Below are 15507 nucleotides of genomic sequence, written 5' to 3'. Positions count from 1 at the left end.
TTTAGTTGTTTATTACAGCGGTTGTGTTTTTCTCAGCTTCATCTCTTAAAGCATAAAAATCCATGTTGAATGCTTCTTTGAAATATTTTACTACAAGAGCTTCTTTTGTTTTTAATGCCTGTAATGCAAACGGACTTTGGATACCAGCTAAAAATGCTTCGTATTGTGCTTTTGTGAAAATTAAAATCATTGAAGCTGTTTCTGCAAAGTCTTCATTAATATTTGATCTTGCATAAGATGTAATAAATCCAATTTCGTTTGATTCCGGAATATCATAATTATACCAGTCTGCCGTATATCCTACAGGTGTTACTGCAGCCCACGCTTTTTCGTCAAAAGGTTTGTTTTGATTCAAAATATGGATGTACTCGTGCTGAATGGTGTGTATAAATTCTGATACGTTTGCACGATCTGACTTGTCTATATAATCTGTTTCAAATAATGTAACACGCTGTCCTCCTTCGGCTATACCCAGGGTTCTTGTTCCTACACTGTTTAAGTTTACTCCTCCAACCAGAACAATTTCTCTTGGTGCAATTTTTTTAACAAAATCTGCCCCGCCAACTGTCGAGTAGCTTTTTAGCCATATTTCTTCAACAATTTCAAGTGCCGGCTGCACTTTATCGATTGTTGGCGGAAATAAATAACGGCTGTTATCTACTGTATTTTGGTTCCATTTGTATTGTACATTAATATTAAAAGGGTTTAAATATGTAGTTGCAATCCAGTTATCTAAGGCCGTTTTTACTGGCTGTGTATAGTCTAACTGGCTTTCTCCCGGCTGATCTTCGCTTCCGCATGAAATTAGAGCTGCCGAAACCATGGCCATAACGATAATTTTATTGTATTTGAATAGTTTCATAAGTTTTTAATTTTAAAGATTATCTAGGATTTAATTCGACACCTGTGTTTGATGCATGCAAAGGAATTTGTATTGCTCTGCGGTTGTCATCTTTTACTAATGTGTTTACCGGTTTGTTTGTTGTTTCGTGGTTAACTACGATGTTAAAACGTTTTACATCAAACCATCTCATTCCTTCATGTATAAAATCCCTGCGTCTTGTTTCTGCAATTGCTTTAATGTAAGATGTCTGTACTGGCGTCATGGTGTAGAACGGTGTGTACTCATCTGCAATTACCGGATATTTTGCTACAACTTTTGCTTCTGTTAATTTGTCTGTTGGCTGATATCCTACAGTTCTTGTTGATAAAAAATATTCTAACTCATCGTTTGCCAGTGCAATTTCTCCTTTCATTACGTGAGCTTCGATTCTGTTTAAGAAAAACTCATCATTGCTTAATAAAACTTCTGCAACATACGGATCCCCAATTCCGGCTGTTACATTTGAATATTTGAAATATTCATAAAATTTAGGAAGAAATACTGTTATACTGCTGTTTGATGAATAAAAATTGTAAAGCCACGGTTTATTAAACAAACTTGTTGCTGTACCAAAAATATCCGGATATCTTGCTCCTGAAAGATAAAAACGGTTTGAATAGTAGGATCTGCTTACAATTGAATTTGCAGAAACGATTAATAAATTTGTTTCGGCATCACTGCTTGCGTAGGCTAATCTTTGATCAACGGCACTAAGTAAATCATAAGATGCAAAATCTCTTAATTTACCAACTGGTTTTGAACCTAAATCGCTTGTTAATTCAAGTACTCTGTCCCAATCTCCTTTTATTAAATAAAATCTGCTGGCAAAAGCTTTTGATGCATTTACATTGAAGTGGAATTTTGGCTGTTTGTAATCGTTTGTTACGATTTTTAAACCATCTTCGATATCTTTTTCAATAAAGTCAAAAACTTCTCTTACTGTGTTACGTTTGTATTTTGTTACTAATTCTGTTTCCGGTTTTGTAACGTACGGAATCCCTAAATCTGTTGAAGCTGTAGTAGGATTGTAACGTTTTGACCAAAGTGAAACCAGCATAAAATGAGAATAAGCTCTTGCTATTAAGGCTTCTCCTTTTTGCGGGTTTAAACTCGCCGGGCTTCCTAAGTCTTCAATTGCTTCTAATGCTTTATTGGCATGGGCAATTGCTCTGTAACATGCATCCCAATAGTAAGCCTGAGTATCGATATCTGTTGTTTCTGTTTGAATTTCCCAGTTATAGTTTTGCTCATTTTTTCTTAGTGTTTCTGCCATTCCGCTGTCAAAAACATTATCAGACATTGTTTCTGCTATATCAAAATAACTCATTTGCGGATAGGCTTCGACTAATAATTCTGATATTTTTTGGGGTGTGTCAATTTCTGTTCTGTTATCTGGTTTTTCCGAAAGGAAATCATCACAGCTAGTAATACTTATAAGTATTAATAGGGATAAAGCTATTTTTAAGTTTTTCATGTTTCTGACTATTATAATGAAAGGTTTAAAGTAAAGGTGTATTGAGATGTTACCGGTAAAGCAACTCCTCCAGAATTACGAAACTCAGGATCCTGACCGTTTAATCTTTTATCAGAGTAAAGTAACCAAGGATTAACTGCAGAACCTTTTAATGTAAAAGTACTTAGTCCCAATTTTTTCTTGAAATCTTTAGGGAATTCCCAGCTTAATGAAATGTTTTTCAAACGAATGAAATCACCATCTGCAATACGAGCATCTGAATAATTATAAGTATTGTAAGCTCTTGCAAGTGTACGCTCTCCACCATAATTAGCATTTAAACGTCTGTCAGCAATAACCGGAATGTTTGTAAAGTTTTCATCTCCAGGGTTAATCCAGCGGTTTGTAAAATCTTTTGTAAATACTGTTAAATCATCATAAGTACTGTCATATACAGGGTTTAAACGAACTTTGTTTCCTCCTGACCCAACAAAAAACACATACAATGACCAGTTTTTATACGTAAATGTGTTTGCTAAACCTATAGATTTGTTTGGTTCTATCGATCCTTCATATTTAAGATATTTCGTAACATCTAAATTATCCTGAAAGTTAGCATCTGTAATATTATTTTCCGCTCCGTCTTGTAAAATAAACGTTGGAAGACCTTGATTGTTTAAACCTGTAAATTGGTAAGAATACAATGAATTTCTTGGGTGTCCAACTGTGTTTCCTCCGTTTGCATCAATTAAATCAAATGCAGTTGGTGTGTTTTCTAACTTCGTAATTTCCTGGTGGTATACAGAAAAGTTAAGTGTTGTAGACCATTTAAAATCTTTGTTATCAAAGTTTTTAGTTGTAATACCAACCTCTAAACCTTTAGTTTCCATATCGGCATTGTTTCCTTGTCTGATTCTTTGTCCTCCAATTCCTGAAGTAATTACATAATCAACTAAGTCAAATGCTTTACGACGGTAAACATCTGTTGTTAACTGTACTCTGTTATTGAACATTCCAAGATCAAGTCCAATGTTGGTTTCAAATTGTTTCTCCCAAGTTAAATCACTGTTTTGCAGTTCGTCAATTCTAATTCCAGATTCTCTGTCATCAAGATTAAAACGGTCTGTAATATAACTTTTGTAAATTGCCAAAGAGTTTGTTGCCGGTCCAGCAGTTGCAGTTAAACCGTAAGAAGCTCTAAGCGCCAATGTGTTTACTGACTCAACATTTTTCATAAAACTTTCTTCGGCAACATTCCATTTCCCGCTAAAAGTGTATGTTGGTAACCATCTTGATGAATCGCTGTTTCCTTGTCTGTTTGAACCATCATAACGTCCTGTTACAGAAGCTGTATAGCGACGATCATATGTATATCCTATTTTTCCGAAGAAACCAACTGTTCTTTCTTTTTCTTCATTAAATCCATAATAAGAATCTCCTCCATTGATGATTTTTTCGATGATTCTTGGGTCTGTAAAGGCTGTTAAACCTTTGTCATATTGTAAACCAGCAGCTGTAAATTGATCGCTTGTTCTGTCTACAACTCTCATCTCTGTTCCAAATAAACCTTCTACTTCATGTTTATCGCTAAATACATTTCTATAATTAACACTATTTCTCAGGTTATAAGATGTCATGTCGTTTGTAAATTTTCTTAAGAAACCTCCATTTGGTAAAACAGAAACTTTTGGTGCTGTTAAATCATTAGGATCTTGGTATAAGAATATATTCTCATCTCTTACAAGTGTGTTTACACCATCTTCTCCGTCTGGAGTTCCGGCTTTATAAGCACCAACTACATTCGAGTTTTCTAAAATTTTATGTTCACGGCTTGTATTTGCGTAACGTGCAGAACCTGTTAGATTATACGTTAAATGCGGTGTAATTTTATAATCAAGATCTAACTGGAAACGGATATCTTTTACTTCGATTTCCATGTAATTGTTTGCAAGCTCGTTGATGATATTCATCTTAGCCCAGTTGTTTCTGTAGTATTCTAAGTTACCATTATCATCATAAGGACGTAATGTTCTGCTTGTATTTAAAACATAATTAAATGGGTTAATATCAAAATCACGGGTTACTTTTCCAAAAACTACATCTTTTTCACTTTCGTAACTTCCAGGAGCTCCCTGATCACGAATAGATGCCAATGTAGATAATGTAATATTCAATTTATCGTTTACATAAAATGTTCCTTTAATGTTACTTGAAATTTGTTTTACATCATCGGCAATTGTCCATCCCGGATCTGTATAATATCCTAAAGATGCGTAGAATGTGTTATTTTTTCCTCCGCCAGAAAAACTTAAAGAGTGATTTTGAGTAATAGATGGTCTAAACAAAACGTTGAACCAGTCTGTATTTGCTAATTCGTATTTTTTTAAGAAATTATTACGGCTTACCGGATCATTGTTTACTAAATATCCTCCTGTTTCAGGCACATAAGTATTGATTGCTCTTCCTAAAATGTTGTAAGCGCCGCCATATCTTCCATTTACTGTTGAAGGTAAATCTAAATATCCTTTTTGTTCCATTTCTTTTAAAATACTCATAGATTCCTGAGAATTTAAAATATCATACTGGCTGTAGTTTGGTACCGCTCTAACAGTTTGCTCTAAACCGTAAGTAATTTTTAACGGAGCATCTCTGCGTCCTTGTTTTGTTGTTACAACCACAACTCCGTTTAACGATCTTGAACCGTAAATAGAAGTTGCCGATGCATCTTTAAGAATCTCAATACTTTGAATATCGTTTGCGTTTAAACCTGCTACAGATGAACTTAATAATGTTTCTGAGTTTCCAGATGCTAAATCTGCAAATGACATATTGATGATATCTTCCTGAACCACACCATCAATAACCCATAATGGTTTTGTATCTCCAAAAATTGAAGATGATCCACGAACTGTAATTTTTGGAGCTGTACCAAATGTTCCCGTTACGTTTTGTACCGTAACCCCGGCTGCTTTACCTTCGATCATTCTGCTTACATCAACAACACCGTCTACTTTTAATTCGGCTCCGGAAATTTTGCTGATCGCTCCCGTAAAGGTTCTTTTAGATGTTTTTTCGTAACCTGTTGTAACTACAACTTCTTTTAAGTTTTGTCCTACTTCAGTAAGCACTACGGTTGGCGTAGTGTTTTCAATACCAATTTCTTTCGTATCCATACCTACGTAAGAAATGATAAGTCCAGTTGAATTTGCAGGCATTTCGATAGTAAAATTACCATCAAAATCTGTTAATACAGCTATTTTAGTTCCTTTTGCCATAACTGTAGCACCCGGAAGCGGGCTTCCTGACTGGTCTGTAACTTTACCCTTGATAATTGGACCTGCAGTTAATACTTCAAAAAGTGAATCATGGTTATCTGTATTTGCAAAAGGGACTGCACTGGCAGTTTTTTGCAAAATAATCTGATTGCTTACTTCAGAAAATGTAATATTAAATGGAACCAGGATTCTGCTTAATATACTAGAAAGCGTTTCCTGATTGGCTTCTATACTCACTTTATTACTCAATTGAGGAAGTCTTGAGTTATACGAAAACTTTACATGTGCAGACTTTTCAATTTTAGACAAAGCATTATCAAGAGTCAAATTTTCAACTGTAATTGTAACTTTGGTATCTAATTTTTTTTGCCCATTTACATTATTTGCCACTGCAAAGCTTGAAAACACAAGTGCTAAGACAAACTGAAATAGTGTTATTTTCATGATTCTATGGAGTAATCGTTGTTTAACAACTGGTTTTTTCATAATTTTGATTTGTTTTGATTAATACTGATTCGAGTGTATTTTAAGAAACGTATGAATTACTCTTTACAGAGAGAAATTCGATTTAATGAAGTGTCGATAATGTTACAGCATTTCGGCACTTTTTTTATGGTATTCTTTTTACATAGGCATTTAATTATTTCTGGTTGAGTTTAGTTTTTGGTTATTATTTTGGTGAAATAAATTACATTCCAATAAAAAATTGAAAGGCTTTACTTCGAAAATTTAATTAGTAAAAACAAGAGTATTTTTGGTGCAATTACAGTTACACTAAAAAATTAATTACAACCGTCTGAGGTAATAATTATTTGATTCCCATTCATTTCAAAACTGGTATTATTGCCTATGCTTTTACAGACAATTTTTAGTTTCTCTGTTAAAGGCTGGTCACTTAATGATGTTGTTAAGTGGCAGTCTGTTAATTTATTTTTTGGGTAATCGATATTTACTAAGTAAGCCTGCTCTATTGTTTCAAAAATCTGCGAAACAGGAATATCATTAAATTCAAAACTCAACTGTTCTATATTCCCAATACTTTGAGCTAAAGCTGGATCCTGAGTAATATTTGTAATTTTATTAAACTTTAAGTCGCTTCGCAAAAATCGTAACGCCTGATTAGGCAGTAACACGATTTCTTCTTTATCAGATCTGGAAACAAGATCGTTTGATTTTACCTTAACTTTACCGGTGCGAACAAGAATTTCTACATCAGGCTGGTCAGAATAAGCTTTAACTCTAAAACTAGTTCCTACAACCTTCGTAACAATTTCATTTGCGTAAACGAAGAAAGGTTTTTGGGGATTTTTACTAATTTCAAAGAAACCTTCGCCGGATAAATACACCTTCCTTTCGTTTCCGGTAAAGATTTTAGGGTAACTTAATTTACTGTTGGGCTGCAGTAATACAGAACTGCCGTCTGATAAAGTAATAATTTGAGGCTTGTCAGAATTATTAGTCTGCTCAACTAATCCTTCATTGTTTTCGTAAATAAGTTCATTATACGTTACAACTGTGCTTTCATTTTTAAAATAACTATTATAAAACCACACTGCCATAAAAGCAAAAAACAATGCCGCCGCTGCGCCAGACAAAAATTGTCTGCGTAAAAACTTAACTTTTAAACTCTGTAAAGTTTTTTGATTTTCTTTATCCCGCACTTTTATCCAGGTATTGTGCAGCGCCCTGTGAATATCAGAGCTTGAAAGATTGTTTTCAGGAACTTTCATTGCCAGAAGCAGTAATCGTGCATCTTCAACTAATTTAGCACGCTGAAGGCTTTCTAAAGTCCATTCTTCCCAGCCATCTTCATCGATTTTAAACAAAACCCACGACTTGAATGATTCGTCAGATAAAAAATCTTCTATTTCGGTATATTTATTACGTTTTTGCATCTAAAAATAAGGTTACAAAAACATAGAGGACAGTTTTTTTATTTTATACTCACTAAATTAAGATTTTTTTTAAGTTTTTTTAACCTTTTTTTAAAGAGTACCTGAGAATAGCAGCATTATTAAGGAAAAACTACCTTTCCATTCTTTGCGAAGAGTAAGTAATCCGCGGTGCAGTAAATTACTTGCTGATTGATAATTGACATCCAGCATTTCTGCAATTTGTTCTACAGATAAGCCCTGATGATAGCGTAAATAAAGTGCTTCTTTTTGCCTTGCAGGTAATTCGTTTAATAATTTATTTAAGTATATTACTTTTTCTTTTGCAGCATAATCATCGTCCAAAAGTTCGTTTTCTACAGAAAATTCTAAAAGAAAAGCAATAGCATCTGTAGTGGCAGTTTTTCTAAAAATATGATCTCGTTCATACAAACGAGCAATTCTCTTTCGAACGCTGGAAAATAAATAGGATTTTACAACTACAGATTCCTGCAGTGAATTACGATATACCCAAATATCTGTAAAAACATCCTGAATACAATCCTGAACTTTTTCGGCATATGGAGAAAGGGAATTTCCATAATTTACAAGATCACTATAGTATCTTTCGAATAATAACGAAAATGATTTTTCATCTCCAATTATTAAATTATTCCAAAGTGTATTATCATCAACAGCACTAACTGGCAGGATTCGGGTTTTCATATTTTGGGACTTATCGTTCTTCTGTAAGACAATATTCTTTAATGCAGAGAATACATTATTTTAACATTATCATTTACTTTTGTTCGATAAATATATAAAAGCAAAAATTTAAAACCAATTATTTTACACAAAAGAGACAGTTTTCTAATATAGAAAACTGTCTCTTTTGGCTGGTATAACTGGGTTCTTAAGGAAATGTTAAAATTTTTATTTAACTAAAATAAATCCACCAAATATAAGATTTATCTTAATCAATTAACATTAAGTTTTTACGATAAAATCTATATACAGGAGTTTTTAAAACAAAAAAGCCCTGCTAAATATAGCAGGGCTTCTTCTATTATTTATTAAGTTCAGCTTAAAAAGCCACATTCCATCTTGGCAATTTTGCATTTTCATCTAAGAAATTTTGCAAAACTTGTCCTTCAACAGAAGTTGGAATAGCTTTTACATCTGTATTAAAAGTTTCGTACCAAACTACTTCAAGAACAGAAATGTTTTCTAATTTCATTTGCGCCGGCCATGAATATTTTCTTCCTGTTTTAGCAAATTGGTGTCCGTTTACAATTTTATCGTATAATCCGCCATTTTTGCTTTTAAGGGTTCCGTCGTTTTGAACAGTTCCAGTAGAACCCACCATGATTAATTCTTTTGTATCTCCATCAATTTCATAAACTACAAAGATTCCGGCACTTCCTTCCGGAGCGTTGCAAACTTCTTCTAAACTATCATTTACAGTAAAAGTAAAACTATTACTTGCTTTAAACTTTTCTAATTCTTTACTCATTGTTTTTCTATTTTAAGCTTCTAAGATACTGAGGTACTAAGATTCTAAGTTTTTTCTTTTTACGCCTCAGTCTTTAAAATGTAAAAAAGTCTCAACAAATATTGAGACTTTTTTGGAATTTGTTATTTTGAATATTTGGAGATTATCCTAATACTTCTTTTACTTTTTTACCAATTTCTGCTGGTGAATCAACAACGTAAATTCCGTTGTCTCTCATAATTTGTTTTTTAGCAGCAGCAGTATCATCAGAACCACCAACAATAGCACCTGCGTGACCCATTGTTCTACCAGCAGGAGCAGTTTCTCCAGCGATAAAACCAATAACTGGTTTACGGTTACCATCAGCTTTTACCCATCTTGCAGCATCAGCTTCTAATTGACCTCCAATTTCACCAATCATAATGATTGCTTCAGTTTCAGGATCGTTCATTAATAATTCAACGGCTTCTTTAGTTGTAGTCCCAATAATTGGATCTCCACCAATACCAATAGCTGTAGTAATTCCTAAACCTTGTTTTACAACCTGGTCAGCAGCTTCGTAAGTTAAAGTTCCAGATTTAGAAACAATACCAACTGTTCCTTTTTTGAAAACGAAACCTGGCATAATACCAACTTTAGCTTCTCCCGGAGTAATTACACCTGGACAGTTTGGACCAATTAATCTAGAATTTCTTTCTTTAACATAATTATTTGCTTTAATCATATCTGCTACAGGAATTCCTTCTGTAATAGCAATAATTACTTTAATTCCGGCATCAGCAGCTTCCATAATTGCATCAGCAGCAAAAGCTGGCGGAACAAAAATGATAGAAGTATCAGCTCCAGCTTGATCTACAGCATCTTTTACTGTATTAAAAACCGGACGGTCTAAATGGCTAGTTCCTCCTTTTCCCGGAGTAACACCACCAACAACATTAGTACCGTACTCAATCATTTGAGAAGCGTGGAAAGTACCTTCGCTTCCTGTAAATCCCTGAACAATTATTTTGGAATCTTTATTAACTAAAACACTCATGATATATATTTTATGTAGTTTTTAAAATTGTGTTGCAAAAATAAGGTTTTGTAATGTAATTTGCCTCTTTTATTATCAAAAAAATATTAAGAAAATTGACTCATTTGATAACCTCTATAAAGCTTATCGTCTTTTATTTGCCAAATCGTTGCAAAATGCGCCAATAACATTTCCTCTCGCGGGTTCTCGATTGTTTTTACATAATGAGAATAACGTACTGAAACTAAGTCATCTTCGGCAAGAATGTGGCTTATTCTAACTTTAGAACGCACATAAGCCCTGCTGAGTTCATTTGTCAGTTCAACTATGGCATTATAATCCAACTGAATAAAACCTTTACTGCTGTTCCATTCAATGATTACTTCAGGATGCAGATAAGTTTTTAAAATTTCACTATCAATTAAGGCATCCGACTTATAAAATTTTTGAACAAACTCTTTTATAGACATATTACTTCAATTTATTTAGAATTTCAGGAATCTTTTTGATATTGGCTAATTGTTTTAACTTTTCTCTTGATTCTTCGATTGGAGTTCCAAAATATGATTTTCCTCCTTCAACCGATTTGGTAACTCCGGTTTGTCCCATAATAACAGCCTTCGCTCCTATCGTAATACCACTGGTTGTACCAACTTGTCCCCAAATTGTAACTTCATCTTCAATAACAACACAGCCTGCAATACCAGTCTGCGAGGCAATTAAACATTTTTTCCCTATAACAGAATCATGTCCAACATGCACTTGATTGTCGATTTTTGTACCTTCTTTAATTGTAGTGTCTCCAGTAACTCCTTTATCAATTGTACAAAGAGCACCAATTCCAACATTGTCTTCAATTACCACTCTTCCGCCAGAAATTAACTGATCGAAACCTTCCGGACGTTTTTTATAATAGAAAGCATCTGCTCCTAAAATAGTTCCGGCATGAATAATAACATTATCACCAATAATCGTATGATCGTAAATAGAAACGTTTGAGTGAATCAAACAGTTCTTTCCTATTTTAACATGATTACCAACAAAACTATTAGGCTGGATTACAGTCCCTTCCCCAATACTAGCTGAAGATGAAATCGCAACATTTGCAAATTGAAATGGTTTAAAATGTCTGGTTAAAGTATTAAAATCCCTGAAAGGATCATCAGAAATTAAAAGAGCTTTACCTTCCGGGCATTCAACCTTTTTGTTTATTAAAACAATTGTTGCTGCAGATTGTAAAGCTTTGTCATAATATTTTGGGTGGTCAACAAAAACAATGTCACCTGGTTCTACAACATGAATTTCGTTCATGCCTAAAACCTCAAAGTTTTTGTCGCCAATAAATTCGCAGTTAAGCAAATTTGCAATTTCTTCTAAAGAGTGAACTTTTGGAAATTTCATATATTTTAATTAGAAAATTTGTCAATTAGAGAATGTGTCAATTAGAAAATGAGTCAGTTAGAAATGAATGTTCAAATTGTCGATTCACACATTATCTAATGACTCATTGACAAATTATCTTAATTAATAAACTACTCTTTTACACGCTCCATGTAAGAACCTGAAGCTGTATCGATTTTAATTTTATCACCTTCGTTGATGAACAACGGAACGTTTACAGATGCACCAGTTTCTACAGTAGCATTTTTTGTAGCGTTTGTAGCTGTATTTCCTTTTACTCCCGGCTCAGCGTAAGTAACTTCAAGAATTACAGATGCAGGCATATCTACAGATAATGGTAAATCAGTTTCAGTATTAATCTGAACCATTACATTTGTTCCTTCTTTTAATAAATCCGGAGCATCTAAGATATTTTTGTTTAAAGAAATCTGCTCAAAAGTTTCAGCATTCATAAAGTGGAATTCATCACCTTCTGGATATAAAAACTGGAATGTATGTGTTTCAACTCTAATAACGTCAATTTTATGACCAGCAGAAAAAGTATTATCTAATACTTTACCTGAAGTTAAACTTTTTAATTTTGTTCTTACGAAAGCTGGACCTTTTCCTGGTTTAACGTGAAGAAATTCAATAATTTTATAGATATCGTGATTAAATTTAATACACAATCCGTTTCTAATATCTGATGTAGATGCCATTTGTTTTTTATTTTAGATTTTTGAATGTAGATTTTAGATTTTTAAAAACTGATCTACATATTTTTTATAATGTTTTAATGCTTAATTAATTTTATAATGTTTAGAAATCTAAACTCTAAAATTAATAATTCCCTGAGTAACCTTTCATAATTCCTCGTGATGAATTTCTAATAAAATCAAGAATTTCATCTCTCTCAGGAGTTGCTTCCATTTCTGCTTCAATGATACTTAAAGCTTGTGTTGTATTGTAATTCTTTTGATATAAAATTCTGTAAATTTCCTGAATTTCTCTAATTTTTTCAGTACTAAATCCTCTTCTTCTTAAACCAACTGAATTGATACCAACATAGGATAATGGTTCTTTAGCTGCTTTTGTATAAGGAGGAACATCTTTTCTTACCAAAGATCCTCCAGAAATCATGGCGTGATCTCCAATATGAATAAATTGGTGAATCGCCGCCAAACCGCCAATTACGGCATGATTACCAACAACTACGTGACCTGCCAAAGCAACACCATTTACAATAATGGCATTATTACCAATCTCGCAATCGTGTGCAATGTGGGCATAAGCCATAACTAAACAATTGTTTCCAAGAATAGTTTGTCCAGAAGCAACAGTACCTCTATTGATAGTAACACATTCTCTAATAGTACAATTGTCTCCAATTATAGCAAGAGAATCTTCTCCGCCAAATTTTAAATCCTGTGGCACTGCAGAAATTACCGCCCCCGGAAAAATATTGCAATTTTTACCAATTCGAGCGCCTTCCATAATGGTCACATTTGAACCAATCCAAGTACCATCTCCAATAACAACATTATTGTGAATTGTTGTAAAAGGCTCAATTACAACGTTTTTGGCGATTTTAGCGCCTGGATGAACATATGCTAATGGTTGATTCATCTATATTTTATATTTTAATTAAAATAGTCTAATTTTTAGGGCAACAAACCTAAACAATAAATTTGATTAATTATTGTTTTCTTGCAATTTGTGCCATTAATTCTGCCTCAGTCACTAATTTTCCGTTTGCGTAGGCATTTGCCTGCATATGACAGATTCCTCTTCTGATAGGAGAAATCAACTCACATTTAAAAATTAAGGTATCACCCGGCAATACTTTGTGTTTGAATTTAACATTATCAATTTTCATGAAATATGTCAAATAATTTTCAGGGTCCGGAACAGTACTTAAAACTAAAATTCCGCCTGTTTGTGCCATTGCTTCAACAATTAAAACTCCCGGCATAACTGGAGCCTCAGGGAAATGTCCTACGAAGAAATTTTCGTTCATCGTAACATTTTTTAAACCAACCACATGACGATCAGACATTTCGATAATTCTGTCGATCAACAAAAATGGAGGTCTGTGAGGAAGCATTGACATAATTTTATGAATATCCATCAATGGTTCCTGATTTAAATCATAAACCGGAACATGATTTCTCTGCTCTATTTTAATTATTTTTGCCAGTTTTTTAGCAAACTGGGTGTTTACAAAGTGACCTGGTTTATTTGCAATGATTTTTCCTTGAATACGAACTCCAATAAGAGACAAATCTCCAATAACATCAAGTAATTTGTGTCTTGCAGCTTCATTTGGATAATGCAATGTAAGGTTATCTAAAACTCCGTTTGGTTTAACAGAAATTTCCTCTTTACCAAAAGCTTTCTTTAAATTAACCATTGTAGACTCAGAAATTTCTTTGTCTACATAAACAATAGCATTATTCAAATCACCACCTTTAATCAGCCCATTTTCTAATAAAGACTCTAATTCGTGTAAAAAGCTAAAAGTTCTTGAGCTTGCAATTTCTTCTTTAAAATCAGCAATACTTTTAAGCGTAGCGTTTTGAGTGCCTAAAACTTTTGTACCAAAATCTACCATTGTTGTTACCTGATACTCATCACTTGGCATAACAAGGATTTCGCTTCCTGTTGCTTCATCAGTAAACGAAATAACTTCTTTTACGACATAAACATTACGGCTTGCGTCTTGTTCTTCGATTCCTGCTTTTTCTATTGCTTCAACAAAATATTTTGATGAACCATCCATAATAGGAAGTTCAGAGGCATCCAATTCAATAATAATATTATCCAAATCACAGCCAACTACTGCCGCTAAAACGTGCTCAGGAGTTTGTATTTTAACACCTAATTTTTCTAAATTAGTTCCTCTTTGCGTATTAACAACATAATTAGCGTCAGCCTCAATGACTGGCTGGCCTTGCAAATCTACTCTGACAAAAGTGAAACCATTATTAATTGGAGCAGGTTTAAAAGTCATTGTAACTTCTTTACCAGTATGTAATCCAACTCCTGTTAGTGAAATTTCATTTTTGATGGTCTTCTGTTTAACCATTATTTCCATTTTTTGGGTTTATTATTTGTTTTTTTATTTCTTCAACTTCGGCAACTATCTTAGGAAGATTTTTGAAATGAACATACGATTTGTTAAAATCAGTATATCCAAGTGATGGCGTTCCCTGCAGAATTTCATCATCTTTAATATTTCTCGCTACTCCGGACTGTGCCTGAAGTCTCACGTTATTTCCTATTGTTAAGTGTCCTGCGATACCAACTTGTCCGCCAATCATACAGTTTTCGCCAATTTTAGTAGAACCTGCAACACCACTCTGCGCAGCAATTACAGTATTTTTACCAATTTCAACATTATGGGCGATTTGAATTTGATTGTCTAATTTAACTCCTTGTCTAATAATTGTAGAACCCAGAGTTGCCCTGTCAATTGTAGTATTTGCACCAATATCTACATTATCTTCGATAATCACGTTACCTATTTGCGGCACTTTACTATAAACCCCTTCTTCATTTGGTACAAAACCAAAACCGTCTGCACCTATAATAGTACCTGAATGTATCGTACAATTATTACCAATTATAGTTTCTGAATAAATTTTTGCACCGGCAAAAATAAACACATTATCACCAATAACAACATTATCGCCAATAAAACTGTTTGGGTAAATTTTTACATTATTTCCTAAAACTACATTTTGTCCTATATAACTAAAGCTTCCTAAATACAGGTTTTCACCATGTTTAGTTCCTTCAGACATAAAAGACTGTGGTTCAATTCCGTTTTTATTCAATTTTACCTGATTGTAAAAATGTAATAATTTAGAAAAAGAAGCATACGCATCTTCAACCTTTATTAATGTAGTAGTTATTTCCTGTTCAGGTATAAAGCTGTCGTTAACAATGGTAACGGTTGCTTTTGTGGTATATATATAGTTGATATATTTCGGATTAGCCAAAAAAGTAAGAGATCCTTCCTCCCCTTCTTCTATTTTAGAAAGTCGAGAAACTTCGGCATTGGGATTCCCAACAACTTCTCCTTCTAAAATTCCTGCTATTTGTTCTGCTGTAAATTTCATTGCGACAAAAATATAAA

13 protein-coding genes are annotated in these 15507 nt (G+C 33.5%); all 13 read right to left on the bottom strand.

Annotation, left to right across the window (positions count from 1 at the left end; translation table 11 throughout):
• Position 1 precedes the first annotated feature (1 nt).
• Complete coding sequence (locus AABD74_RS15980) at positions 2-862, bottom strand: substrate import-associated zinc metallohydrolase lipoprotein (protein ID WP_406843541.1); 861 nt, start codon at positions 860-862, stop codon at positions 2-4.
• 19 nt (positions 863-881) lie between these two features.
• Positions 882-2357, bottom strand: coding sequence for a RagB/SusD family nutrient uptake outer membrane protein (locus tag AABD74_RS15975; RefSeq protein WP_232678291.1), 1476 nt, complete (start codon positions 2355-2357; stop codon positions 882-884).
• An 11-nt stretch (positions 2358-2368) separates the two neighbouring features.
• Positions 2369-6097 carry a SusC/RagA family TonB-linked outer membrane protein gene (locus tag AABD74_RS15970; protein ID WP_406843540.1) on the bottom strand — a complete coding sequence of 1243 codons (3729 nt, stop codon included), beginning with the start codon at positions 6095-6097 and terminating at the stop codon, positions 2369-2371.
• A gap of 296 nt (positions 6098-6393) precedes the next feature.
• Positions 6394-7506: a FecR family protein gene (locus tag AABD74_RS15965; RefSeq protein WP_406843539.1), complete on the bottom strand. Its 1113-nt coding sequence runs from the start codon at positions 7504-7506 to the stop codon at positions 6394-6396.
• Between the two features lie 90 nt (positions 7507-7596).
• On the bottom strand, positions 7597-8208 hold the full coding sequence (locus tag AABD74_RS15960) for an RNA polymerase sigma factor (RefSeq protein ID WP_232678297.1): 612 nt from the start codon (positions 8206-8208) through the stop codon (positions 7597-7599).
• A 358-nt stretch (positions 8209-8566) separates the two neighbouring features.
• Positions 8567-8995, bottom strand: a complete 429-nt coding sequence (locus AABD74_RS15955; protein ID WP_406843538.1) for a hypothetical protein — start codon at positions 8993-8995, stop codon at positions 8567-8569.
• A 142-nt stretch (positions 8996-9137) separates the two neighbouring features.
• Positions 9138-10010, bottom strand: coding sequence for a succinate--CoA ligase subunit alpha (sucD, locus tag AABD74_RS15950; protein WP_053471430.1), 873 nt, complete (start codon positions 10008-10010; stop codon positions 9138-9140).
• A gap of 86 nt (positions 10011-10096) precedes the next feature.
• A complete protein-coding gene (locus AABD74_RS15945) occupies positions 10097-10459 on the bottom strand; it encodes a nuclear transport factor 2 family protein (protein ID WP_232678301.1) in 363 nt (120 codons plus the stop codon).
• Between the two features lies 1 nt (position 10460).
• Positions 10461-11390 carry a UDP-3-O-(3-hydroxymyristoyl)glucosamine N-acyltransferase gene (locus AABD74_RS15940; RefSeq protein ID WP_406843537.1) on the bottom strand — a complete coding sequence of 310 codons (930 nt, stop codon included), beginning with the start codon at positions 11388-11390 and terminating at the stop codon, positions 10461-10463.
• A 131-nt stretch (positions 11391-11521) separates the two neighbouring features.
• Positions 11522-12088 (bottom strand): elongation factor P, encoded by a 567-nt coding sequence (gene efp / locus AABD74_RS15935; protein WP_132991049.1) that lies wholly within the window; start codon positions 12086-12088, stop codon positions 11522-11524.
• Positions 12089-12209: 121 nt separating this feature from the next.
• Complete coding sequence (lpxA, locus tag AABD74_RS15930; RefSeq protein ID WP_029270176.1) at positions 12210-12995, bottom strand: acyl-ACP--UDP-N-acetylglucosamine O-acyltransferase; 786 nt, start codon at positions 12993-12995, stop codon at positions 12210-12212.
• A gap of 70 nt (positions 12996-13065) precedes the next feature.
• Positions 13066-14454: a bifunctional UDP-3-O-[3-hydroxymyristoyl] N-acetylglucosamine deacetylase/3-hydroxyacyl-ACP dehydratase gene (locus AABD74_RS15925; protein WP_232678305.1), complete on the bottom strand. Its 1389-nt coding sequence runs from the start codon at positions 14452-14454 to the stop codon at positions 13066-13068.
• Entirely contained in the window at positions 14447-15490 is a 1044-nt protein-coding gene (gene lpxD / locus AABD74_RS15920) for a UDP-3-O-(3-hydroxymyristoyl)glucosamine N-acyltransferase (protein ID WP_232678307.1), read from the bottom strand. Before lpxD ends, AABD74_RS15925 begins: the two co-directional genes overlap by 8 nt.
• Between the last annotated feature and the right edge of the window lie 17 nt (positions 15491-15507).

Source organism: Flavobacterium soyae, assembly GCF_045348165.1.
Classification (GTDB): domain Bacteria; phylum Bacteroidota; class Bacteroidia; order Flavobacteriales; family Flavobacteriaceae; genus Flavobacterium; species Flavobacterium soyae.
This window is presented reverse-complemented; position numbering and strand designations above follow the sequence as displayed.